Raw genomic sequence first — 23,425 nt, 5'->3', positions numbered from 1 at the left:
GAGCATGGCCATGGCTGACCGGCTGACCGGCAATCGCATCCTGATCCTGGAAACGCGCGAAGAGGCGCATTTCTCGCGACTGCTCGCCGAGCAAGGCGCCGACGTGCTGCAATGTCCGATGTTCACGATCCAGGATGCGCCGGACCAGGCCCCGGTCGAGGCGTGGATCCGCCGGTGCATCGAGCGGCCGTTGGATGATCTGGTGCTGATGACCGGGGAAGGCCTGCGCCGACTGATGACCGTGGTGCGCCGAATCGGCGTCGAAACCGAGTTCATCGCCGCACTCGAAAAGGCGCGCAAATTCACCCGTGGTCCGAAACCGGGGCGTGCTCTGCGCGAGCTCGGGCTGGAATCGCAGGTCACGACCGAGAAGCCGACGTCGGAGGGCGTCGCCGAGCTGCTGGCCCGCTGCGACCTGAAGGGACATAGGCTGGGCCTGCAGCTCTACCCGGACAAGGACCATTCGGCGCTGATCGGCGCCATCAAGGCCGGCGGCGCCGAGGTCGATCCCGTGCTGCCCTATGTCTACGACGCCAAGGCGGCGGATGCGAACATTCTCACCGCGATCGACGAGATGACCGCCGGCAAGGTCGATGCGATCGCGCTGACGAGCTCGGGGCAGCCGCGGCGCTTGTTCGATGTCGCCAAGGCGCACGGTGTCGAAGAGCGGCTGCGGCAGGGATTGGCGCGGACGCCCATCGCCTCGGTCGGGCCGGTGGTGACGGAGGAGCTGGCTGCGCACGGGCTGTCACCCTCGATCACGCCGGCGGGCGAGGCCTACTTCATGAAGCCGCTGATCTCGGCCATGGCCAGCGCGCTGGGGGTGAAGGCACAACGAACCGCGCCCAACTAACGGTGTCGTCCCGGCCGTGCGGCGGGACCCGTGGCCACCGAACACGATGAGACGCGCGGAACGCGCCGCTCGGCCATTTGGCAAATCACGCGGTGAAGGTCCCGCCGCAAGGCCGGGACGACGACGAAGTGCTAAGTAGCCGCCTGCCCCGTCTCCTGCAGGAACGCCTGGTACGCGCGCGCGATGCCGTCTTCGAGCGAGGTCGTCGCACGCCAGCCGAGCCTGGCAAGTCGCGACACATCGAGCAGCTTGCGCGGTGTGCCGTCGGGCCGGGAGGGATCGAAGCTGATGCGACCGTGATAGCCGACAGCGGCCGCGACCACGCGGGCGAAATCGGCAATGGTGATGTCCTCACCGGTGCCGATATTGACCAGTTCGTGATCCGAATAGGTCTTCATCAGGTGCACGCAGGCATCCGCCATATCGTCAACGTAGAGAAACTCGCGCCGCGGCGTGCCGGTGCCCCACACCACGACTTCAGCGGCCTCGGCAAGCTTAGCCTCGTGGAAGCGCCGGATCAGCGCCGCCACGACGTGGCTGTACTCCGGATGATAATTGTCACCCGGGCCGTACAGATTGGTCGGCATGACATTGATGAAGTCCGCGCCATACTGGCTGCGATAGGCCTCGACCATCTTGATGCCCGCGATCTTGGCAATGGCATAGGGCTCGTTGGTCGGCTCGAGCGGCCCCGTCAGCATCGAATCCTCTCGCAGGGGCTGGGCTGCGAGCTTGGGATAGATGCAGGAGGAGCCGAGAAACATCAGCTTCTCGGCACCGTTCACATGGGCGGCATGGATGATGTTGGTGGCGATGGCGATGTTGTCGTAGATGAACTCGGCGCGCAACGTGTTGTTGGCGACGATGCCGCCGACCTTGGCGGCTGCAAGGAACACGGCCTGAGGCCGGGACTTCGCGAACCACGAGAACACGGCAGCTTGATCACGCAGATCGATCTCGCTGCGCGACACCGTCGTGAGCGCGACGTCCTCCCGCGCCAGGCGCCGCACCAGAGCGCCGCCGACCATGCCGCGATGGCCGGCGACAAAGACGCGTTTTCCGGCGAGGTCAAAGCGGGACGTCACGGGCCATCTCCTCAGTTGCATCGTCAATCATGCCGCAACGGCTCTAATCCCCGTAGCAGCGCAGGCGATCGAGGTCGAGGACTGTCACCCCGCCATATTCCACCCGCAACAGGCCCTCGCGCTCCAGCGTCTTCAGGCATTGATTGGCGTTCTGCCGCGACAGGCCCGAGAGCGCGCCGATCTCCTCTTGGGTGATCTCCAGGTGGCGCGTCGTGTTCGGGTAAAGGATCGGGTTAAACAGCGAGGCGATGCTGCGGGCGAGCCGCGCCGTCGCATCCAGCGTACGGCCGACCTCGACGAGGCCGATGAACTGGCCCAGCCGCTCGTTGAGCTGGGTGACCAGGAAACGGTTGAAGCCGACGCTGTTCTCGAACAGCCACATGAAGGTCGGCCGCTCCATCAGCGCCGCGCGCGTGGCGCGCAGCGCCACCACGTCGTAGCGGCGCGGCTCGTTCTTCAGCACGCTGCCCTCGCCGAACCAGGCGCCCGCCGACATGCCGGCAAAGGTCGTGGCCTTGCCACCTCGCGAGACCGTGCTCATGCGTGCCAGGCCCGTCACTATGCCGGTCCAGTAGTCGAACTGGTCGCCGCGCAGAAAGATGTGCTCGTTGGCCGCGAAGGAACGCTCGACGACGCCGGCCGAGGCGACCTCGACCTCCTCGGGCTTGAGATGGCGCGACCAGGGCGCGATGCGCAGCAGGGTGTCCGGGGCGATCAAGCCGTCATCTCGTCTCGTCGAATCTCGCAGCGACCATATTGCATCGCAACAATCACGTCATGAATTTTGCCTGGCAATTGTCAGGCGCAAGACAGTTCCTGATAGCGCTTTCCCCTATCGAGGACCACCGCATTCGAATCGGCGCCTCCCCAGTGCGCGGAAGATGCCGGTCGGCCCTCGGATGCGGCAAAGTGCGCCGCACCCCGGTGGCCCGTCATTCGTCGGATGGCGCGGAACCGGTGAGCGGGCTAGGATTGCGACGACAGCGACGAAGGATACGTCGCGACACGATGCTTGAAGAGCGCGACAAGCGCCGACAAGGACTTCGGGAGGACGACTTGGACTATACGTTGGAAGCGCGCGGAGTCTCGCTGCGTTTCGGCGGGGTGAAGGCCCTGACCGACGTCAGCTTCGGCGTGCGCGAGGGCGAGCTGTTCTCGATCATCGGCCCGAACGGCGCCGGCAAGACCTCGATCGTCAACTGCATCTCCGGCCGCTACAAGCCGACTGAAGGCCGCCTGTTTCACCGCGGCCGCGACATCACCGGCCTGCCGCCGAACGCGCGCGCCAACATCGGCATCGGCCGCACCTTCCAGAACCTCGCGCTGTTCCACCACATGAGCGTGCTCGACAACATCATGGTCGGGCGCCACCATCTTCTGAAGAACAACTTCCTCACCGGTTCGCTGTACTGGCTCACCGGCGCGCGGCGGGAGGAGTTGAAGCATCGCGAGAAGGTCGAGCAGATCATCGACTTCCTCGACCTGCAGTCGGTGCGGAAGGCGCCGGCCGGCACCCTCTCCTACGGCCTGCGCAAGCGCGTCGAGCTCGCCCGCGCGATGGCGTTGGAGCCGCATCTCATCCTCCTCGACGAGCCGATGGCCGGCATGAACTTCGAGGAGAAGGAGGACATGGCCCGCTACATCGTCGACCTCAACGAGGAATACGGCATGACCGTCGTGATGATCGAGCACGACATGGGCGTCGTCATGGACATCTCCCACCGCGTCATGGTGCTCGATTTCGGCCGCAAGATCGCCGAGGGCGATCCCGCGGCGGTGCTCGCTGATCCCCACGTCAAGCGCGCCTATCTCGGCGAGGAGGACGAACTGCTGGTCGATCCCGACGATGCGCCCTCCATCGCGGAGGACGCGGCATGATGGACTACGCGGGCCGCGTCAAGCAGGCCGACACCTATCCGAAGCTCTTGCGGTTGAATGCGAAGGAGCACGGCAAGGAAATCGCGCTGCGCGAGAAGGATCTCGGGCTGTGGCGTACCTTCACCTGGGCGGACTACCACACGCGCGTGCGCGACTTCACGCTGGGCATGACCGAGCTCGGGCTCGGCAAGGACGACGTGATCGGCATCATCGGCGACAACCGGCCCGACTGGGTCGCTGCGGAGATCGCAACCCATGCGATCCGGGGCCATAGTCTCGGCCTCTATCGCGACGTCCTCGACGACGAGGCGGCCTATCTCTTGAACTATGGCGAGGCCCGGCTGGTGTTCGCCGAGGACGAGGAGCAGGTCGACAAGCTGCTGAACCTTGCCGACCGCGTGCCAGTGCTCAAGCACATCATCTATTCCGATCCGCGCGGCATGCGGAAGTATGATGATCCTCGGCTACTGCCCGCCGACAAACTCGCCGAACTCGGCCGCGCCCGTGCCGCGCGCGAGCCCGATCTCTACGATCGCATGGTCGACGCGACCGAGGGCGAGGACGTTGCGATCCTCTGCACCACCTCGGGGACGACGTCGCATCCCAAGCTCGCGATGCTGTCGGCGGCGCGCGTGCTGAAGCATTGCGCCACCTATCTCGCCTTCGATCCGAAGGGACCGGACGACGAATACGTCTCGGTGCTGCCGCTGCCGTGGATCATGGAACAGGTCTATGTGCTCGGAAAAGGTCTGCTCTGCCGGATGAAGGTCAACTTCGTCGAAGAGCCGGACACCATGATGAACGACTTTCGCGAGATCGCACCAACCTTCGTGCTGTTCGCACCGAGGGTGTGGGAGCAGATCGCAGCCGACGTCCGCGCCGCCGTCATGGATGCCTCGCCGCTGAAGCAGCGTCTCTATCATTTGGGCATGACGGCAGGCCTGGCGGCGCTGGAGAAGGGCGAGCATTCGGGCCTAGCCGACATGCTTCTCTTCCGCGCCCTGCGTGACCGGCTCGGCTTCACGCGCCTGCGCTCCGCGGCGACCGGCGGTGCGGCGCTCGGACCCGATACGTTCAAGTTCTTCCGCGCCATGGGCGTGCCGCTGCGCACCCTATACGGCCAGACCGAGCTGCTCGGCGCCTACACGCTGCATCCCGAGAACAAGGTCGATCCCGATACGACCGGCGTACCGATGGCCGAGGACATCGAGATCAAGATCGACCAGCCCGACAGCCAGGGCATCGGCGAGATCCTGGTGCGTCATCCCAACATGTTCTTGGGCTACTACAAGGCCCCGGAGGCCTCGGCCGCCGATATCAAGGACGGCTGGATGCATTCGGGCGACGCCGGCTACTTCAACGACGCGAAACAGCTCGTCGTCATCGACCGCATCAAGGACCTCGCGGAGACCGCGCGCGGCGAGCGCTTCTCGCCGCAATATATCGAGAACAAGCTGAAGTTCTCGCCCTACATCGCAGAAGCCGTCGTGCTCGGCGCCGGCCGCGAGCATCTCGCCGCGATGATCTGCATCCGCTACTCGATCATCTCGAAATGGGCCGAGAAGAACCGCATCGCCTTCACCACCTATTCCGACCTCGCCTCGCGCAACGAGGTCTATGCGCTCCTGCAGAAGGAGGTCGAGACCGTCAATGCGCATCTGCCGCCGGCGCAGCGCATCTCGCGCTTCCTCCTGCTCTACAAGGAGCTCGACGCCGACGACGGCGAGCTGACCCGCACCCGAAAAGTCCGCCGCAGCGTGATCAATGAGAAATACGCAGACATCATCGACGGAATCTATGGCGGCAAGCCGGCCATCCCGGTCGACACCATCATCCGCTTCCAGGACGGCACCACCCAGCGCATCCGTACCACGCTGAAGGTGGTGGACCTCGGCGGTCACGGCCCAATCGCGGAGGCCGCGGAGTGATGCGACTGCTTCAGCAAGCTGCGCCGAGCATGACTGCGCCCTCTCCCCTTGTGGGAGAGGGCAGCGCCGCCGGTCGACGCGAGCGCAGTCGGGTGAGGGGTCCCTCTCCCCTTGCTCGCCCGCGGAGAGAACCCCTCACCCGGCTGCGCTGCGCGCAGCCACCCTCTCCCACAAGGGGAGAGGGTTGCAGCGTGCCCGTACGATCATGAACACCTCCTTCCTCCTGCAGCTCCTCGTCAACGGCCTCGTGGTCGGCACGCTCTATGGCGTGGTCGCGATGTCGTTCGTGCTGATCTACAAGGCGACCCAGGTCGTCAACTTCGCGCAAGGTGAGCTGCTGCTGATCGGCGCCTGGGTATGCTGGCTGATGCTCACCAAATACCAGGTGCCGTTCTGGGTCGGCATGCCGCTGACGCTCGTCTTCATGTTCGCGTTCGGCATCGCGGTTCAGGTCGTGATCCTCCGGCCGATGATCGGCGAGCCGATCATTTCCGTGATCATGGTGACGATCGGTCTCTCGACCGTGTTCCAGGCGGCGCTGAAATGGATGTTCGGCGTCAATCCGCAGCCGTTCCCGCCGGTGTTCGCCAGCAAGGCCGTCGATCTGTTCGGGCTGCAGATTCAAACCGTCTACGTCATGAGCCTCGTGGTGTCCGTGCTGATGATGCTGGGCATGGCCTGGTTCTTCAAGGTCTCCAAATACGGCCTCGCGATGCGGGCCACTGCCTTCAATCAGCAGGTGGCGCAGTCGCTCGGCATCTCCGTGAAGAACGTCTTCGCGATGGCCTGGGCGATCTCAGCCACGGTCTCGGCCGTGGCAGGTGTGGTCGTGGCCGTGGTCAACGGCGTCTCATCGGGCTTGTCGGCCTACGGCATCAAGGTGTTCCCGGCGGCAATCCTCGGCGGACTCGATTCAGTCGGCGGCGCCGTGCTCGGCGGCATCATCATCGGGCTGCTGGAGAACGTCGCGCAGTATGTCGACAGCCAGTACCTGCATTGGGGCAATCTCTACGAGATCGCGCCGTTCTACGTCCTGATCATCATCCTGATGATCAAGCCCTACGGCCTGTTCGGCACCAAAGACATCGAGCGGATCTGAACCATGGTTGCGCGCTCCACGATACCCGCCGGCGATTTCCGCACCTCCTACGCGGCGGACACCACGATCTTCCCGACCAGAACGAGCCGCAATTTCGCGATCGCCGGCGTGATCCTGCTGTGCTTCGCACCACAGGCATTCTCCGAATACTGGCTGTCGGTAGCGATCCAGATCGGCATCTTCGCCATCGCCGCGCTCGGCCTCAACATCCTGGTCGGCTTTACCGGGCAGATCTCGATCGGCCAAGCCGGCTTCTTCCTGCTCGGCGCCTTCACCTCGGCCTACATCAACAACACCTATGCGATCCCGGTTTTCTTCGCGATCCCGCTCGCCGGCGTGATCACGGCGCTCGTGGGGCTCGTCTTCGGCTTACCAGCCGCGCGGCTGAAGGGCCTCTATCTCGTCATTGCGACGCTCGCAGCACAATACATCCTGCTCGACTTCTTCTCCCGCGCCGAATGGTTCTCCGGCGGGTCGGTACCGGCGTCGGCCAATCCGTTCTCGATTTTCGGCTACACCCTGCGGGGCGACCGGCAATATTTCTACGTCGTGCTGGCCTATGTGCTGGTCTGCTACCTCCTGGTCACCAACCTGATGCGCACCCGCGACGGCCGCGCGCTCATCGCGATCCGCGACCACTATCTCTCGGCCGAGATCATGGGCATCAATCTGACCAAATACCGTACGCTGTCGTTCGGCCTCGCCGCCTTCTTCGCCGGCATCGCTGGCGCGCTCTATGCGCACTATCAGCTTGTGATCTCGCAGGAAGGCTTCGGCATCGAGCGCTCCATCCTGTTCCTGGCCATGATCATCATCGGCGGCACCGGCTCGATCATGGGCACCCTGATGGGGACCGCCTTCGTGGTGCTGCTGCCGGAATCGATGGAGTGGCTGAGCCACAATCTGAAGGGCAGCAGCATCGACAAGGCGCTCGCGCTCAACAACAACATCACGTTCCTGCGCGAGATCGCGATCGGCATGATCATCATCGCCTTCCTGATGTTCGAGCCGGACGGACTCGCGCATCGCTGGCGCCAGATCAAGACCTACTGGAAGCTCTATCCGTTCTCACATTGATTCCAACCAAAAGGGACCGGCGACAATCCGGCCCGAACCACCACAGGAGGAAGCACTATGACGATGAAATCATGGCTGGGCTCGGCGGCCCTGGCGCTGCTCGCAGGCACCTTCGCCTCGACCGCAAATGCGCAGCAGATCGCCATCGGCCATCTGCAGGATCTGTCGGGCGGCACGTCCGACGTTGGTACGCCCTACGGCCAGGCCGTGGTCGACACCTTTGCCTGGGTCAACAAGAACGGCGGCATCGGCGGCAAGCAGCTCGCTGTCGACAGCAACGACTATGGCTACCAGGTGCCGCGCGCGATCGCGCTCTACAAGAAGTGGTCGGCGCCGGACAACAAAGTCGCCGCCATCATGGGCTGGGGCACGGCCGACACCGAGGCGCTGACAGGCTTCCTCGCCAACGATAAGATCCCGGACATGTCCGGCTCCTACGCCGCCGCTCTGACAGATCCCGAAGGCACCAGCGGCAAGGCCAAGCCTGCGCCGTACAACTTCTTCTACGGCCCGAGCTACTCGGACGCGCTGCGCGCCGAACTGACCTGGGCGGCCGAGGACTGGAAGGCGAAAGGCAAGCCGGGCAAGCCGAAGTTCGTCCACATGGGCGCCAACCACCCCTATCCCAACGCGCCGAAGGCTGCGGGCGAGGCGCTCGCGACCGAACTCGGCTTCGAGGTGCTGCCGCCGCTGGTGTTCGCGCTGGCACCCGGCGACTACAGCGCGCAGTGCCTGAGCCTGAAGAGCTCCGGCGCCAACTACGCCTATCTCGGCAACACCGCGGCCTCCAACATCTCGGTGATGAAGGCCTGCAAGAATGCCGGCGTCGACGTCCAGTTCCTGTCCAATGTCTGGGGCATGGACGAGAACGCCGCCAAGACCGCGGGCGATGCCGCCGACGGCGTGATCTTCCCGCTGCGCACCTCGGTGGCGTGGGGCGGCGATGCGCCGGGCATGAAGACGGTGCAGGAGATCTCCAAGATGTCCGACCCCACCGGCAAGGTCTATCGCCCGGTGCACTACGTGGCCGCGGTCTGCTCCTCGCTCTACATGAAGGAGGCGATCGAATGGGCGGCGAAGAACGGCGGTGCCACCGGCGAGAACGTCGCCAAGGGCTTCCACCAGAAGAAGGACTGGGTGCCCGCGGGCATGGAGGGCGTCTGCAGCCCGTCGACCTGGACCGAGAAGGACCACCGCGGCACCATGAAGGTCGACCTCTATCGCGCCAAGGTGACCGGACCGACCGAGGGCGACCTCAACGATCTCATGGCCAAGGGCGTGATCAAGCTCGAGAAGGTCAAGACCATCGAGCTACCGCGCAAGGCCGAATGGGCGGGCTGGTAGTCCCACACAAGACGTCATGGCCGGGCTTGTCCCGGCCATCCACGTCCAGCTTCACACGCCAATGGGCGTGGATGCCCGGGTCAAGCCCGGGCATGACGACGGATAGAGTGTCGCCATGACCGATACACTGGAAAATCCGCGGATGAGCGCAGCTGCGGGGACAGCAGCCCCGCTGCTCTCCGTGCGCAACATCGAGGTCGTCTATGACGACGTCATCCTGGTGCTGCGCGGGCTGAGCCTCGACGTCCCGAAGGGAGCGATCGTCGCGCTGCTCGGCGCCAATGGAGCCGGCAAGTCGACGACGCTGAAGGCGATCTCCGGCCTGCTCAAGACCGAGGATGGCGCGGTCACGCGCGGCGAGATCATGTTCGACGGCGCGCGCATCGACGGCATCGATCCGGAGAAGATCGTCCGCCGTGGCATCTTCCAGGTCATGGAGGGCCGCCGCATCGTCTCGGACATGACCTCGCTGGAGAACCTCAAGCTCGGCGCGTTCACGCGATCCGATCGCGATGTCAACCGCGACATCGAGATGGTGTTCAACTATTTCCCGCGGCTGAAGGAGCGCACCGGCCTTGCCGGATATCTCTCAGGCGGCGAGCAGCAGATGCTGGCGATCGGTCGCGCGCTGATGGCGCGACCGAAGATGATCCTGATGGACGAGCCGTCGATGGGCTTGTCGCCGCTGCTCGTGAAGGAGGTGTTCGCGATCATCAAGGAGATCAATAGGGATCTCGGCGTCACCATTCTCCTTGTCGAGCAGAACGCGCGTGCGGCGCTGTCGGTCGCCAGCCACGGCTACATCATGGAGCAAGGCAAGGTGGTGCTCGACGGCACCGCGGACAGCTTGCGCGACAATGAGGACGTCAAGGAGTTCTACCTCGGCGGCGCCGGCGACCAGCGCAAGAGCTTCAAGAACCTGAAGAGCTTCAAGCGGCGGAAGCGGTGGCTGTAGCCGAACTCTCTCCTCGTCATGGCCGGGCTTGCCCCGGCCATCCACGCGCGAGCCGCAACGACGAACGACGTGGATGCCCGGACGAAAATGCGAAGACGCGCTTCGCGCTTTTGCCCGGGCATGACGGCACAAGACCGAAGGACCGGGCATGAATACCCACTACGACGCCCTCGAGACCCGTGATCCCGCCGAACGCGAGCAGGATCTGTTCGGCCGCCTGCCCGACGTGCTGCGCACGGCTGTCAGGGCGCCGGCCTATGCCGCGCTGCTGCAGGGCATCGATCCTCAGGACATCACGACGCGCGCCGCACTTGCCCAGCTACCGGTTCTGCGCAAATCCGAACTCCCCGCCCTGCACAGGGCGGCTCCGCCATTCGGCGGCTTCGTCGCGCAGGCGCCCGGCGCATTCTCGCGCCTGTTCACCTCACCCGGGCCGATCTTCGAGCCGGAGGCGGCGCATACCGATCCCTGGCGCGGCGCCCGCGCCCTCTTCGCCTCGGGTTTCCGCAGCGGCGACGTTGTGCTTAACACCTTCAGCTATCACCTCACCCCGGGCGGCTTCATCTTCGACGCCTCTGCGCGCGCGCTCGGCTGCGCGGTGATCCCGGCTGGTCCCGGCAATACCGAGGCGCAGTTCGAGCTGATCGAGGCCTACCGGCCTGTCGGCTACAGCGGCACGCCCGACTTCCTCAAGATCCTGCTCGACGGCGCCGCCAGCGCCGGCCGCGACGTCTCCTCGCTCAAGCGCGCGCTGGTGTCCGGCGCAGCGTTTCCGCCGTCCCTGCAGGCCGAGATCAAGGCGCGCGGCATCGACGCCTACCAGGCGTTCGGCACCGCCGATCTCGGCATCATCGCCTATGAGACCTCGGCGCGCGAGGGCATGGTGGTGAACGAGGAGCTGATCTTCGAGATCGTCCGCCCCGGCACCGGCGATCCGGTCGCGGACGGCGACGTCGGTGAGATCGTCGTCACCTCGCTCGATCCCGCCCATCCCTGGATTCGGCTCGCGCTCGGCGACCTCACCGCCGCCCTGCCCGGCCTCAGCGCCTGCGGCCGCACCAACGTGCGGATCAAGGGCTGGATGGGCCGCGCCGACCAGACCACCAAGGTCAAGGGCATGTTCGTGCGCCCCGAGCAGGTCGCCGAGATCGGCAAGCGTCATCCGGAGCTCGGCCGCCTCCGCCTGGTCGTCACCCGCACCGGCGAGACCGATGCGATGACGTTGAAGGCCGAATGCGCCTCGCCGGCGGACGGCTTGCCAGAGGTGCTCGCTGCCAGCCTGCGCAGCGTCGCCAAGCTCGGCGGCAACGTGGAGATCGTCGCGCCGGGCACGCTGCCCAACGACGGCAAGGTGATCGCCGACGAACGCTGAGGTCCTGCAACCGAGGCGAAGCCCTGCGGCGACGGCATGAGCCGCGCCGTGCGCACGTCCCATGCGCAATTGTCGCCTCCCGCGCCCTCTCCTATACAGCCATGTCACGTTCCCTGGAGTTCGTCCGCATGGCCTTTCCGCGCGCGTCCAAAGCCCTGTCCCGCTTCACCGTGCTCGATCTGACGCGGGTGCGCGCCGGCCCGACCTGCGCGCGGCAGTTCGCCGACTGGGGCGCCAACGTCATCAAGATCGATGCCATGATGGAAGACGGCGGCGAGGCGCTCGGCGGCCCGCGCCGCGGTTCCGACTTCCAGAACCTGCATCGCAACAAGCGGGCGATGACGCTGAACCTGAAGGACCCCAAGGGCGTCGACGTGTTCATGCGGCTCGCCAAGCAGGCCGACGTCGTGATCGAGAACTATCGTCCCGACGTGAAGACCAAGCTCGGCATCGACTACGAGGCCGTGCGCAAGGTCAATCCGCGCATCGTCTATGGCAGCATCTCCGGCTTCGGCCAGGACGGCCCCTATTCCAAGCGGCCGGGCTTCGACCAGATCGCGCAGGGCATGGGCGGGCTGATGTCGATCACCGGCGCGCCCGGCGAGGGCCCGATGCGCGCCGGCATCCCGATCGCCGATCTCTCGGCGGGCCTGTCCTGCGCGATGGGCATCCTCACCGCGCTGCTCGAGCGCGAGGTCTCCGGCGAGGGCCAGTGGGTGCAGACCTCGCTGCTGCAGGCGCAGATCTTCATGCTCGACTTCCAGGCTGCGCGCTGGCTGATGGAAAAAGAGGTCGCGCCGCAGGCCGGCAACAACCATCCGACCAGCATCCCGACCGGTGTCTTCAAGACCTCCGACGGCTACATCAACATCGCCGCCACCGGCGGGCGGATCTGGGAGCGGCTGTGCCAGACGCTCGGCGCGCCCGAATGGATCGACAATCCGGACTACGCCACGGCGCCGGCGCGATCGAAGAACCGTGACGCGCTGAACGCCGAAATCAACGCGCGCACGCTGGCCAAGACCAGCGAGCAATGGGTCGCCGAGCTCAACGCCGCCGGCGTGCCCTGCGGGCCGATCTACGCGATCGATCAGATGTTCGACGATCCGCAGGTGAAGCATCTCGGCATGGCCAAGCCCGTGCCGAGCGACGACGGACGCGACATCACGCTGGTGGCGCAGCCCTTCACGTTGTCGCGCACGCCGAGCCGTATGGCGGCGCGGCCGCCGGAGTTCGGCGAGCAGACCGAGGAGATCCTCGCCGAGTTCGGCTTCACTGACGGCGAAATCGCCGATCTCCGGCTGCATCGGGTGGTGTGAGCAGGTGCAATATGACTGAGCCGTGGCATTCCGCCGCTGTGGCCCAGATGTCACCACGTTGGAACTTCCACCTTGACCGGATTGAGGCCAAGGCAAGACCGCGTTAATCTCTTCTCATCAGTTGACGCGGACCTGAAGTGGCCCGCGGGCGTGAGGAGTAACGGGGTCATGAGCGCATCCGAGTTGAACGAGTTTCTGACGGCGATGGACATGGTTCGCGACGTCAACGCGGCTGCCCTGAACCACGGCAGTGCTCTTCCGTTTGACGAGACGATGCTCGACAACGAGTCCGACTGGTACCACATGCCGGTCGAGGAAACCGTCAACTGAGAACAAGCTGACGCGAGTTCAATCGCGTCCTGGCAATGTTTCCCGATGAAGCCTTCGTTCGATCAGCCGGACGAGGGCTTTTGCTTTTCTGCTCCCGAATGAGCTGAAACACGCTGAATTCAGCGATCGAACCGTGCGCAAAAAAAAGCCCGACGCAAGCGCCGGGCAAGAGATCGTCTCGGGAGGAAACATCAGGGCGCGATGACCATCCATGCGGCGTCACCACGCTGAGCAGGACGAAATCTGCCCATGAATGAAGCCTACCACCGCTCTGCCTAAAATGCTGTCATCGCAAAGACACAACCTCTGGAGAAGCGCCGGAGCGAATCGAACAATGGTCCGGCGCAGTCAATCCAGCTGCTCGTGAACGTGGCGGCGGTGCCACAGTCCGGCTGAGAACGGCTCTGCCGCGCTATTCACCCAAAAAGTCACAGTTCCCGTCTCCGCAATTTTGCGTGCTTTGGATGACGGCCTCTGTCCGTCGATCGGCACTGGCCTGACATCGCGTTGCGCAAAGGGCTGGCGTGCTGATTCCAGAAACATCGAACACCGAGCGTGCGGCCGGTTCTCTCCGACGGACCCGCCTGCATTGGCTCACGGCGACCACTGCGCTGCTACCGCTCGCACTGGCAAGCCCAGCGCTCGCCCAGGCGACCAGCGGCGGCTCTGGCGGCAACGTCAACGGCATCAGCAACAGCGGCGCCAGTTCGGCAACCGGCACCGGAGCGAATGGTGTTGCAGGCAGCAACATCACGCAAGGGGGCGGCGGCGGCGGCGCGGGCGCGATCGGCGGTGACGGTGGTGGCGATTACTCCGGCGCGTTCAGCGGCGGCCGGGGCGGCGTAGCGCCGGGCGAACAGGGGAATGCCGGCCAGGGCGGCGGCGGCACGTCGAGCGGCGGCGGCGGCGGTGGCGGCGCTCATGGTGCGGTGGTCACGACGGACGGCAGCAATACCGCGACCATTACCGGCGGCTATGGGGGACGCGGCGGCTCCGCCAGCCTGAGCTGGGGCGGCGGCGGCGGCGGCGCAGCCGGCTATGGGCTCGTCCTCGACGGCACTGGCCTCAACTACACCAACACCGGCGCGATCGCCGGTGGCATCGGCGGCCCGGGCGGCACGGCCAACAACAATGGGCACGGCGGCGCCGGCGGCGATGGCGGCTACGGCGTCTATCTGACCGGCACGGGCGTTCTCACCAATTCCGGCAGCATCACCGGCGGCAATGGCGGCGACGGCGGCAATGCTCTCAACAGCATCCAGACCAACGCGGGCGGGGACGGAGGCAATGGTGGCGCGGGCGTCGTCTTCGCGACCGGCGGCACGCTGATCAATTCCGGCAGCATTGCTGGAGGCGCGACAGGTGTCCGCGGCGTCGGCCAGAACAACGGCGGCGCAACTGATGATGGCGTGTTCGGGTCAGCGGGCGACGGCGTGCGCGGGGCCAATCTCACCATCATCAACAGCGGCGCGATCTCGGCGGGATCCAATTTGAGCAGCGATCCCTTGTTCGACGCCAACGCCATCACCTTCACCGGCGGCAGCAACGTGCTGGAGATCTGGGCGAGCTCGATCATCAACGGCAACGTGGTCGGCACCGGCAGCGACACGTTCCGGCTGGGTGGCGCGGCGAACGGCACATTCGATGTCTCCAGCATCGGCGGCTCGGCGCAGTATCAGGGCTTCTCGAGCTTCGTGAAGACCGGCACCAGCACCTGGACGTTGACCGGCACCACGGCCACCGTCACGCCCTGGGCGATCAACCAGGGCACGCTTGCGGTCTCCTCCGATGCCAATCTCGGCGCGGCCTCCGGCGGGCTGTCGTTCGGCGGCGGCACACTGCAAGTTCTCGCGGGCTTCAGCTCCAGCCGCAATATCACGCTCAACGCCGGCGGCGGCAGCTTCGATACCAATGGCAACAACGCCACGCTCAACGGCACGATCTCCGGCAGCGGCGGCCTGACCAAGCTCGGCACCGGAGTCCTCACGCTGAACGGGGTCACCAGCTATGCCGGCGACACCCTCGTCAGCGGCGGCACGCTTCGGACCGGCGCGTCCGGCGTTCTCTCGGTCGCCAGCAGCTACATGATCGCGACAGGTGCGACGCTCGATATCGATGGCACGGGCCAGACCATCGGTGGGCTCAGCGGCAGCGGCAACGTGCTGCTCGGGAGCAACGGATCGCTCGCGATCGGCGATAATGGCGGAGCCGCGGTGTTCTCTGGCACGATTTCGGGCAGCGGCACCTTCGTCAAGAGCGGCCCCGGCCTCCTCACGCTCAGCGGCACCAACACCTACAGCGGCCTGACCATCGTCGATGGCGGCACGCTGCGCGCGGGCGCGGCCGGCGCATTCGCACCTTTGAGCTCTTTCGAGGTCGATAGCGGCACAACGCTCGATCTCAACGGCTTCAACCAGACCATCGCCTCGCTCACCGGCGGCGGCGCCGTGCTGCTCGGCGCGGGCACGCTGACATCGGGCGGTGACAATACCAGCACGAGCTTCCTCGGCACGATCTCCGGCAGCGGCGGCTTCACCAAGGTCGGCACCGGGACGATGCGGTTCGACGGAGCGACCACCTACACCGGCGCGACGACGATCAGTGCCGGCACCTTGCAGGCCGGCGCCTCGGGCGTGCTCGCCTCGGCCAGCGCGTTCATGATCGCGTCAGGCGCGACGCTCGATCTCAACGGCTTCGATCAGGCCATCGGCTCGCTCGCGGGCAGCGGCAATGTCCTGCTCGGCGCGGCAATGCTGACGGCGGGCGGCAACAACGGCAATACCAGCTTCTCCGGCGCGATCTCCGGCAGCGGCGGCTTCACCAAGACCGGCACCGGACGGATGACGCTCACCGGCACGAGCAACTACACCGGCGCCACGATCATCAATGGCGGCGTGCTCGAAGTCGCCGGCGCCATCACCAATACCTCGGGCGTGACGGTCAATGCCGGCGGCACGCTGATGGGCGCGGGTCTCGTCGATCCGCCGATGACGGTGAGCATCAACAATGGCGGCACGCTGGCGCCGGGTAACGGCACCGCCGGCTCGTCGATGACCATCATCGGCAATCTCGCCTTCCAGTCGGGCGCGTACTATCTGGTGCAGCTCGATCCGACGACGGCTTCGTTCGCCGGCGTGAGTGGATCTGCCTCCCTCGGCGGTGCGACTGTCAACGCCGTGTTCGGCACCGGCGGCTATGTCGACAAGCGCTACACTATCCTGACGACCAGCGGCGGCATCTCCGGCAGCTTCGGATCGGTCGTGAAGACCAACCTGCCTTCCGGCTTCAAGACCAGCCTGAGCTACGACGCCAACAACGTCTATCTCGACCTGATCCTCGCGTTTGCCCTGCCCGGCGGCCTCAGCGGCAACCAGAAGGCGGTGGGCGACACGTTGTCCGCCTACTTCGATCGTACCGGCGACATTCCGCTCGTGTTCGGCCGGTTGAATCAGGCTGGTCTGACAGAGGCCTCCGGCGAGACCGCCACGGGCGTGCAGCAGACCACCTTCAACGCCATGAGCCAATTCGCCGGCCTGCTCACCGATCCCTTCGCCCAACGCCAAGGCGGCGGCGCGATCAGCTACGCCGATGCGACTCGCAAGCGCACCGACGCCTTCGCGATGCTGTCGGACGAGCGACCTGCGGATTTTGCACAACGCTGGAACGTCTGGGCGGCCGGCTTCGGCGGCTCGCAATCGACCAGCGGCAACGTCACCGTCGGCTCCAACGACACCACCAGCCGCCTTGCCGGCACCGCCGTCGGCGCCGATTATCGGATCGCGCCGCGCACCATCGCGGGCTTCGCCCTCGCCGGAGGCGGCACCAGCTTCAGCGTCAACGGTCTCGGCTCCGGCCGTTCAGACCTGTTCCAGGCCGGCGCCTATCTGCATCATCACATTGGTCCGAACTATCTGAGGGCCGCGCTGGCTTACGGTTGGCAGGACGTCACCACCGACCGCACCGTCACCATCTCCGGCACCGATCGCTTACGCGCGAGCTATCAGGCCAATGCGTGGACCGGCCGCATCGAGGGCGGCACGCGTTTCGTCGCGCCGCTTGGCGGCATCGGAGTCACACCCTATGCGGCAGCGCAGGTGACCAGCTTGCGCCTGCCCACTTTTATCGAACAGGCCACCGCCGGCGCCGCGACCTTCGCCCTGACCTACGCTGGGAAGACCGTCACCGACACGCGCACCGAGCTCGGCCTGCGCTCCGACAAATCCTATGCACTGGCAGACGGCAATCTCACCTTGCGCGGCCGCCTCGCCTGGGCTCACGACTTCAATCCCGATCGCTCCGTAGCCGCGACGTTCCAGACGCTGCCCGGCGCGAGCTTCGTCGTCAACGGCGCAGCGCAGGCGCGCGACTCTGCATTGACCACGACCTCAATCGAGATGAACTGGCTGAACGGCTGGAGCGCGATGGCGACGTTCGAGAGCGAAGTGTCGAACGTGACGCGGTCGTATGCCGGCAAGGGGACAGTGCGCTACGCGTGGTGAGAGCCGGTGTGGCGCTCACCTTGCCAGCATGCAACGCGATCGCATCTGACAGAGTTTCGCTCGCCTCTCTCCCTGTCGTCATGGCCGGGCTTGTCCCGGCCATCCACGCGGTTCGGCACGCTGAGCGCGACGTGGATGCCCGGGACGAGCCCGGGCATGACGGATTCACTCATTAGCACCGCTGTTATCGCGATAACCTAGTAGCTCGGCGTCACCTACGCCTCAGCCTTCGCTGCCGGCGGTGTCGACTTACTGACGCTCGCCACCAGCCGGTCGATCAACGGCCAGAACAGCAGCACGATCGCGAGCGTCGTGATGGTGCCGACGAGACCGTTCGCCCAGAACACCTTCATGTTGCCGCCCGAGATGATCATCGACTGCCGGAAGGCGTCCTCGGCGCGGCTGCCGAGCACCAGCGCCAGCGTGAACGGCGCCAGCGGAATCTTGATCTTCTTGAAGACGTAGCCGACGACACCGAAACCGAGCATCAGCCAGACGTCGAACATCGCGTTCTGGATCGCGTAGGCGCCGATCGCGCAGGACACCACGATCATCGGGGCCACCGCCGCGAACGGCACACGCAGGATCGAGGCGAAGATCGGCACCGTCGAGAGCACCAGCACGAGACCGACGACGTTGCCAAGATACATCGAGGCGATCAGGCCCCAAACGAAGTCCTTGTGCTCCACAAACAAGAGCGGGCCGGGATTGAGGCCCCAGACCATCAGGCCGCCAAGCAGGATCGCTGCTGTCCCCGAGCCGGGAATGCCGAGCGCCAACATCGGCAGCAGCGCCGCGGTGCCCGAGGCATGCGCGGCCGTCTCCGGCGCGAACACGCCCTCGATGCGGCCCTTGCCAAAGCTGTCCTGGTCCTTGGAGAAGCGCTTGGCGAGGTTATAGCCCATGAAGGAGGCCGCGATCGCGCCGCCCGGCGTGATGCCGAGCCAGCAGCCGATCACCGAGGAGCGGAACAGTGTCATCCAGTATTTCGGCAGGTCCTTCCAGACGGCGAGCACCGTGCGGAGCGAGATCGATGCGGCGTGGCCGCGCAGCGCCAGGCGCTCCTCCATCGTCAGCAGGATCTCGCTGATGCCGAACAGGCCGATGACGGCGACGAGGAAGTTGATCCCGCGCAAGAGATCGGTCGAGCCGAAGGTCATGCGCAACTGGCCGGAGACGGTGTCCATGCCGACGCCGGCGAGCAGCAGGCCGAGCGCCATCGCGATGACAGTCTTGTGCTTGTCCTCGCGCCCCAGACCGACGAACGAGCAGAAGGTGAGCAGATAGACGGCGAAGAACTCTGGCGGGCCGAACTTCAGGGCGAAGGACGAGATCCATGGCGCCAGGAAGGTGATCAGCATCACCGCGACCAGCGAGCCGATGAAGGACGAGGTGAACGCCGCCGTCAGCGCCTCCGCAGCCTTGCCCTGCTGTGCCATCGGATAACCGTCGAAGGTGGTCGCGACAGACCAGGCCTCGCCGGGGATGTTGAACAGGATCGAGGTGATGGCGCCGCCGAACAGCGCGCCCCAATAGATGCAGGACAGCATCACGATGGCCGAGGTCGGATCCATCGAGAAAGTCAGCGGCAGCAGGATGGCGACGCCGTTGGGACCGCCGAGCCCTGGCAGCACGCCGACGAACACGCCGAGCACGAGCCCGACCATCATCAAGAGCAGCGTCTTCCAGGTCAGAAGGACCGCGAACCCGTGCAGCAGGAGACCCAAGGCTTCCATGATTTCAATCCAACTGTTTCCTCGTCTTTGCGAGCGCAGCGAAGCAATCCAGAGTCGAATGCGCAGCCCTGGATTGCTTCGTCGCTTCGCTCCTCGCAATGACGGGAGAGAGACCGGTGGTTAGTACCCGAAGGCCGCTTCGAGCGGTCCCTTGGGCATGATCACGTCGAACACGACGTCGAAGGTCACGAACATCACGGCACTGAACAGGAATGCCGTGAGCAGCGATTTCCAGATCGCGATCTTGCCGACGACCCGCATGAAGCCGGCGATCAGGAGAAAGCTCGCCACGTAGATGCCGAGAAACTGCATGGCCATGCAGAAAAGCAGCGTCGGCACGAATACCGCCATCACGCGTCGCAGCTGCGCCCGCGTCACGAAGGTCTCGCGCGCTTCCTTGCTCGACAGGAAGGCGGCGCCGATTCCGTAGAGGCTGGCGCCGCCGAGGATTACCGACAGATAGAACGGGAAGTAGCCGGGCTCGGGACCGGTCGAGTCCCAGGACGCGCCGGTCCGCCAATTGTCCCAGGCGAGCAGAACAGCGAGCCCGAGCAGCAGCAGCGACACTCCGACGTCGACGGTCCGGTTGGAGGTGACGGCCGGAGAATTCTCCTCCGGCGCCGTCGGATCGTCGACAGCGATCTCGAGCTCAGCGTTGGACATCGATCTTCCTCATCCCCTCGGCTTCGCCGGCCTTACTTGGCTACGAAGCCGGCTTCCGTCATCAGCTGCTTGTTCAACGAGCCGTCCTCTTCGAGGAACTGCAGCATGTCCTTGCCGGTGAGGAAAATCGGCTTGAGCGCCTGCTTCTCCATATACTCCTTGTACTCCGGTGTCTGAACCAGCTTGCTGAACAGGTCGACATAGAACTCCTGCTGCTCCTGGGTCACCTTGCCCGGCAGGAACATGCCACGCAGCATCAGGTACTGCACGTCCAACCCCTGCTCCTTGCAGGTCGGAATATCGTTCCAAGACTGCGTTTCCGTGACCTTGGTTGTGTAGGAGATACGCTCCTTGTCGAACACGCAGAGCGGACGCACCTGCCCGGCGCGCCAGACCTCGAGATTCTCAGACGGGTTGTTGACGTTGGACTCGGTGTGGCCGCCGACCAGCTGGGTTGCGGCCTCGCCGCCCGACTTGTAGGGCAGATAAGAGAACTTCGCCCCGGTCTTCTTCTCCATGAAAACGGTGAGCACGTGGTCCTCGCGCTTCGAGCCGGTGCCGCCCATCTTGAAAGGCGAGCTGGAGGCCTTGGCGGCGTCGATGAACTCCTTCACCGTCTTCGGACCGTTGACGTTGTCCCACAGCACGAACTGGTCGAGCGCGATCACGGCAATGGGCGACAGCTCACGCCAGTCGAACGGCAGCTTGGCCGACAGCGGCAGCATGTAGATCAGCGAATAGGCGATCAGGACCTTGTTCGGATCGCCGTCGCTGGATTTCATGTACATCAGCGCCTCAGCCCCGGATGCGCCGCCCTTCAGCGACACGACCACCGGCTGCTTCAGAAGATTGTTCTTCTGGATCGCGGCCTGCATCATCCGCGCCATCTGATCGGAAGCACCGCCGGCGCCGGCGGCGACGACGATCTCGACCGGCTTGGTCGGCTCCCAACCGGCAGAGGCCGGCGCGCTTGCGAAAATGGCAGCCGCAGCGGCTGCGATCGTGATCAGATTACGCACGTGTTTCATCCCCCGTTCAAAGCACCAGCTTGTGTCCTACCAGGATACTGCCGGCTTATTGTGGTCACTTCAAGAACACAAGCGAGATGCGGCCTCATGACATCAGCATAAGGTCGCACGATCAGCATCGGACTACTTGCCCTTCCAGTTCGGCGTCCGCTTGTTCAGGAACGCGTCCATGCCCTCGCGGAAATCCTCACTCATATAGGCTCTCAGGATCAGGTCTTCGCCCTCGTCGCGGGACAGCGTGCGGCGGATGCGGCGCACGGCCTCTTTCGTGACTTCGAGCGTGATTGGTGCATGCGAGGCAACCAGTCTGGCCGTCTCCAACGCTCGGGCCTGCAGGGTGTCGACGTCGGGCACGATCTCGCTGAGCAGGCCGAGCGCGAGTGCCTCCGGCGCCTCGACAAGGCGCGCCTTGAAGATCAGGTCCTTGGTACGCGCCGGTCCGATCAGCGAGACCACGCGCGAAATATTCGACATCGACAGGCAATTGCCGAGCGTGCGCGCGATCGGAAAACCGATGCGCGTGCTCTCGGTTCCGATACGGATGTCGCAGCAGGCAGCGATGCCGGCGCCGCCGCCGGTGCAGGCGCCAGCGATCGCAGCGATCACCGGCACACGGCACAGTTCGAGCGTTCCGAGCACGCGGTCGATGCGCGCTTCATAGTCGAGCGCGTCCTGCGCGGTCTTGAAGGCGCGGAACTGGGAAATGTCGGTGCCGGAGGCGAAGGCCTTGTCGCCCGCCCCGGTCAGGATCAGCGCCTTGATCGAGCGGTCGGCATTGATGGCCTCGCATATCGAGGCCATCTGGTCGTACATCGCGAACGTCATCGCGTTGCGCGCCTGCGGCCGGTTGAAGGTGATCTTGGCGATGCCGTCGTCGACAGCATAAATGAGATCGTCGGGGCCGGTCGCAGGAGCGCTCATCAGGCCACCTTCGGAATCGGCGCAGCCTCGCGCGCCTTCAGGACGTCCATTGCGGCGAGCACGCCCCCGGCGCGATGCGGGACATTGGCGAGCGCGAGGCCCATCTCGACGCCAGACAGCGTGCCCATCAGCATCAGGTCGTTGAAATGGCCGATATGGCCGATGCGGAACACCTTGCCCTTGATCTTGTTCAGGCCGGTGCCGAGCGACATGTCGAAGTTCTCGAGCACAGTCTTGCGGAACGCATCTGCGTCATGGCCTTCGGGCATGACGACGCCGGTCAGCGCCGGCGAGTGCGCCTGCGGATCGGCGCACTGCGTGTCGAGGCCCCACGCCTTGACCGCCGCGCGCGTTGCGAGGCTGTGACGGCGATGGCGCGCGAACACGTTCTCGTGGCCCTCCTCCTCCAGCATCTTCAGCGCCTCGTGGAGGCCCATCAAGAGATTGCAGGCCGGCGTATAGGGGAAGGTGCCGAGCTTGTTGAAGGTGATGACCTCCTGCCAGTCCCAATAGGAGCGCATGCCGGGATTGGCCTTGGCGGCGGCGAGCGCCTTCTCCGAAACGGCGTTGAAGCCGAGCCCCGGCGGCAGCATCAGGCCCTTCTGCGAGCCGGCGACGGAGACGTCGACGCCCCAGGCGTCGTGCTCATACTCCATCGAGCCGAGGCCCGAGATGGTGTCGACCATCAACAGCGCCGGATGACCGGCGCGATCGAGCGCCTTGCGCACCTCGAGCGGCGGGGTCAGGCAGCCGGTCGAGGTCTCGTTGTGGACGACGCAGACGGCCTTGATCTTGTGCGCCTTGTCCTCGACGAGGCGCTGCTCGATCGCCACAATGTCGGCGCCATGGCGCCAGTCGCCGGAGATGAAGTCGACGTCGAGCTTGAACTTGTCGGCGATGCCCTTCCACAGCACGGCGAACTGGCCGGTCTCGGCCATCAGCACCTTGTCGCCGGGCGAGAGCGTGTTGACGATCGCAGCTTCCCACGCACCGGTGCCGGACGAAGGATAGATGATCACCGGCTGCTTGGTGCGGAAGATGCGCTGGCTGGCCGCCATCACCGCGAAGCCGAGATCGGCGAACTCCGGACCGCGATGGTCCAGCGTCGGCATATCCATCGCACGGAGCACGCGGTCGGGCACGTTGGTCGGCCCCGGAATCTGAAGAAAATGCCGTCCTGTGTGCACAGTCATTGGCGTCCATCCCCGGTCATTTGGTTGGCGCGCGGACGTGGCATCCCACGCGTTCGCCGCGCTTTTCTCCCGCCAGACCGCTGGCGTCAACAAAGAAGACGCGAGCACCGAGCGCTTCGGGCTGACATCCCTCAGATGCACACGA

18 protein-coding genes are annotated in these 23,425 nt (G+C 65.2%); 11 read left to right on the top strand and 7 right to left on the bottom strand.

The features are described from left to right. Positions 1-10: 10 nt before the first annotated feature. Positions 11-853, top strand: coding sequence for a uroporphyrinogen-III synthase (locus tag HL666_RS16375; RefSeq protein ID WP_172182419.1), 843 nt, complete (start codon positions 11-13; stop codon positions 851-853). A gap of 131 nt (positions 854-984) precedes the next feature. Here the strand turns inward: HL666_RS16375 and fcl are convergent, their stop codons facing one another. Both fcl and HL666_RS16365 read right to left on the bottom strand, forming a co-directional pair. Continuing rightward, positions 985-1,938 carry a GDP-L-fucose synthase gene (fcl, locus tag HL666_RS16370; protein ID WP_311975768.1) on the bottom strand — a complete coding sequence of 318 codons (954 nt, stop codon included), beginning with the start codon at positions 1,936-1,938 and terminating at the stop codon, positions 985-987. A gap of 43 nt (positions 1,939-1,981) precedes the next feature. After that, a complete protein-coding gene (locus HL666_RS16365; RefSeq protein ID WP_172112662.1) occupies positions 1,982-2,656 on the bottom strand; it encodes a Crp/Fnr family transcriptional regulator in 675 nt (224 codons plus the stop codon). Positions 2,657-2,946: 290 nt separating this feature from the next. On the opposite strand from HL666_RS16365, the gene HL666_RS16360 reads away from it, so the two are divergent. From HL666_RS16360 to HL666_RS16315, 10 genes are all read left to right on the top strand, one after another. Then, positions 2,947-3,816, top strand: a complete 870-nt coding sequence (locus tag HL666_RS16360; RefSeq protein WP_376698597.1) for an ABC transporter ATP-binding protein — start codon at positions 2,947-2,949, stop codon at positions 3,814-3,816. Then, the gene (locus tag HL666_RS16355; RefSeq protein WP_172182415.1) at positions 3,813-5,744 is read left to right on the top strand and encodes a long-chain fatty acid--CoA ligase; all 1,932 of its coding nucleotides are present in this window, start codon (positions 3,813-3,815) and stop codon (positions 5,742-5,744) included. Before HL666_RS16360 ends, HL666_RS16355 begins: the two co-directional genes overlap by 4 nt. 205 nt (positions 5,745-5,949) lie before the next feature. Next, positions 5,950-6,843, top strand: coding sequence for a branched-chain amino acid ABC transporter permease (locus tag HL666_RS16350; RefSeq protein ID WP_172112821.1), 894 nt, complete (start codon positions 5,950-5,952; stop codon positions 6,841-6,843). 3 nt (positions 6,844-6,846) lie between these two features. Beyond that, positions 6,847-7,920, top strand: coding sequence for a branched-chain amino acid ABC transporter permease (locus HL666_RS16345; protein ID WP_172182413.1), 1,074 nt, complete (start codon positions 6,847-6,849; stop codon positions 7,918-7,920). Positions 7,921-7,977: 57 nt separating this feature from the next. Next, on the top strand, positions 7,978-9,264 hold the full coding sequence (locus HL666_RS16340) for an ABC transporter substrate-binding protein (RefSeq protein ID WP_172112658.1): 1,287 nt from the start codon (positions 7,978-7,980) through the stop codon (positions 9,262-9,264). A gap of 115 nt (positions 9,265-9,379) precedes the next feature. After that, positions 9,380-10,219, top strand: a complete 840-nt coding sequence (locus HL666_RS16335) for an ABC transporter ATP-binding protein (RefSeq protein WP_172182411.1) — start codon at positions 9,380-9,382, stop codon at positions 10,217-10,219. Between the two features lie 148 nt (positions 10,220-10,367). After that, positions 10,368-11,591 (top strand): phenylacetate--CoA ligase family protein, encoded by a 1,224-nt coding sequence (locus tag HL666_RS16330; protein WP_172182409.1) that lies wholly within the window; start codon positions 10,368-10,370, stop codon positions 11,589-11,591. A gap of 128 nt (positions 11,592-11,719) precedes the next feature. Continuing rightward, positions 11,720-12,910, top strand: a complete 1,191-nt coding sequence (locus HL666_RS16325; protein WP_172112655.1) for a CaiB/BaiF CoA transferase family protein — start codon at positions 11,720-11,722, stop codon at positions 12,908-12,910. Positions 12,911-13,078: 168 nt separating this feature from the next. Continuing rightward, positions 13,079-13,240 carry a hypothetical protein gene (locus HL666_RS16320; RefSeq protein WP_172112654.1) on the top strand — a complete coding sequence of 54 codons (162 nt, stop codon included), beginning with the start codon at positions 13,079-13,081 and terminating at the stop codon, positions 13,238-13,240. 524 nt (positions 13,241-13,764) lie between these two features. Then, complete coding sequence (locus HL666_RS16315) at positions 13,765-17,739, top strand: autotransporter outer membrane beta-barrel domain-containing protein (RefSeq protein ID WP_311975767.1); 3,975 nt, start codon at positions 13,765-13,767, stop codon at positions 17,737-17,739. 215 nt (positions 17,740-17,954) lie between these two features. Here HL666_RS16315 and HL666_RS16310 read toward each other — a convergent pair whose 3' ends face one another. The 5 genes from HL666_RS16310 to HL666_RS16290 form a co-directional block, all read right to left on the bottom strand. Continuing rightward, the gene (locus HL666_RS16310; protein WP_172112653.1) at positions 17,955-19,475 is read right to left on the bottom strand and encodes a tripartite tricarboxylate transporter permease; all 1,521 of its coding nucleotides are present in this window, start codon (positions 19,473-19,475) and stop codon (positions 17,955-17,957) included. 120 nt (positions 19,476-19,595) lie between these two features. After that, on the bottom strand, positions 19,596-20,138 hold the full coding sequence (locus HL666_RS16305; RefSeq protein ID WP_172112652.1) for a tripartite tricarboxylate transporter TctB family protein: 543 nt from the start codon (positions 20,136-20,138) through the stop codon (positions 19,596-19,598). A gap of 32 nt (positions 20,139-20,170) precedes the next feature. Next, positions 20,171-21,157 (bottom strand): tripartite tricarboxylate transporter substrate binding protein, encoded by a 987-nt coding sequence (locus HL666_RS16300; RefSeq protein WP_172112651.1) that lies wholly within the window; start codon positions 21,155-21,157, stop codon positions 20,171-20,173. A 132-nt stretch (positions 21,158-21,289) separates the two neighbouring features. Continuing rightward, on the bottom strand, positions 21,290-22,087 hold the full coding sequence (locus HL666_RS16295; RefSeq protein ID WP_172112650.1) for an enoyl-CoA hydratase/isomerase family protein: 798 nt from the start codon (positions 22,085-22,087) through the stop codon (positions 21,290-21,292). After that, positions 22,087-23,280 (bottom strand): pyridoxal-phosphate-dependent aminotransferase family protein, encoded by a 1,194-nt coding sequence (locus HL666_RS16290; RefSeq protein ID WP_172182407.1) that lies wholly within the window; start codon positions 23,278-23,280, stop codon positions 22,087-22,089. Before HL666_RS16290 ends, HL666_RS16295 begins: the two co-directional genes overlap by 1 nt. Positions 23,281-23,425: the final 145 nt, after the last annotated feature.

The sequence above is a fragment of the Bradyrhizobium aeschynomenes genome, from assembly GCF_013178945.1.
Taxonomy (GTDB): Bacteria; Pseudomonadota; Alphaproteobacteria; order Rhizobiales; family Xanthobacteraceae; genus Bradyrhizobium; species Bradyrhizobium aeschynomenes.
The sequence above is the reverse complement of the archived record's forward strand: the minus strand, read 5'-3'. Positions and strand labels throughout refer to the sequence as shown.

What these genes read in the sequence shown, in the direction of transcription:
- HL666_RS16330 (WP_172182409.1), top strand. Translation starts at nt 10,368, where the DNA reads ATGAATACCCACTACGACGCCCTCGAGACCCGTGATCCCGCCGAACGC.
- HL666_RS16340 (WP_172112658.1), top strand. Translation starts at nt 7,978, where the DNA reads ATGACGATGAAATCATGGCTGGGCTCGGCGGCCCTGGCGCTGCTCGCA.
- HL666_RS16375 (WP_172182419.1), top strand. Translation starts at nt 11, where the DNA reads ATGGCTGACCGGCTGACCGGCAATCGCATCCTGATCCTGGAAACGCGC.
- HL666_RS16310 (WP_172112653.1), bottom strand. Translation starts at nt 19,475, where the DNA reads ATGGAAGCCTTGGGTCTCCTGCTGCACGGGTTCGCGGTCCTTCTGACC.
- HL666_RS16360 (WP_376698597.1), top strand. Translation starts at nt 2,947, where the DNA reads ATGCTTGAAGAGCGCGACAAGCGCCGACAAGGACTTCGGGAGGACGAC.
- HL666_RS16325 (WP_172112655.1), top strand. Translation starts at nt 11,720, where the DNA reads ATGGCCTTTCCGCGCGCGTCCAAAGCCCTGTCCCGCTTCACCGTGCTC.
- HL666_RS16350 (WP_172112821.1), top strand. Translation starts at nt 5,950, where the DNA reads ATGAACACCTCCTTCCTCCTGCAGCTCCTCGTCAACGGCCTCGTGGTC.
- HL666_RS16355 (WP_172182415.1), top strand. Translation starts at nt 3,813, where the DNA reads ATGATGGACTACGCGGGCCGCGTCAAGCAGGCCGACACCTATCCGAAG.
- HL666_RS16320 (WP_172112654.1), top strand. Translation starts at nt 13,079, where the DNA reads ATGAGCGCATCCGAGTTGAACGAGTTTCTGACGGCGATGGACATGGTT.
- HL666_RS16295 (WP_172112650.1), bottom strand. Translation starts at nt 22,087, where the DNA reads ATGAGCGCTCCTGCGACCGGCCCCGACGATCTCATTTATGCTGTCGAC.
- HL666_RS16345 (WP_172182413.1), top strand. Translation starts at nt 6,847, where the DNA reads ATGGTTGCGCGCTCCACGATACCCGCCGGCGATTTCCGCACCTCCTAC.
- HL666_RS16335 (WP_172182411.1), top strand. Translation starts at nt 9,380, where the DNA reads ATGACCGATACACTGGAAAATCCGCGGATGAGCGCAGCTGCGGGGACA.
- HL666_RS16305 (WP_172112652.1), bottom strand. Translation starts at nt 20,138, where the DNA reads ATGTCCAACGCTGAGCTCGAGATCGCTGTCGACGATCCGACGGCGCCG.
- HL666_RS16290 (WP_172182407.1), bottom strand. Translation starts at nt 23,280, where the DNA reads ATGACTGTGCACACAGGACGGCATTTTCTTCAGATTCCGGGGCCGACC.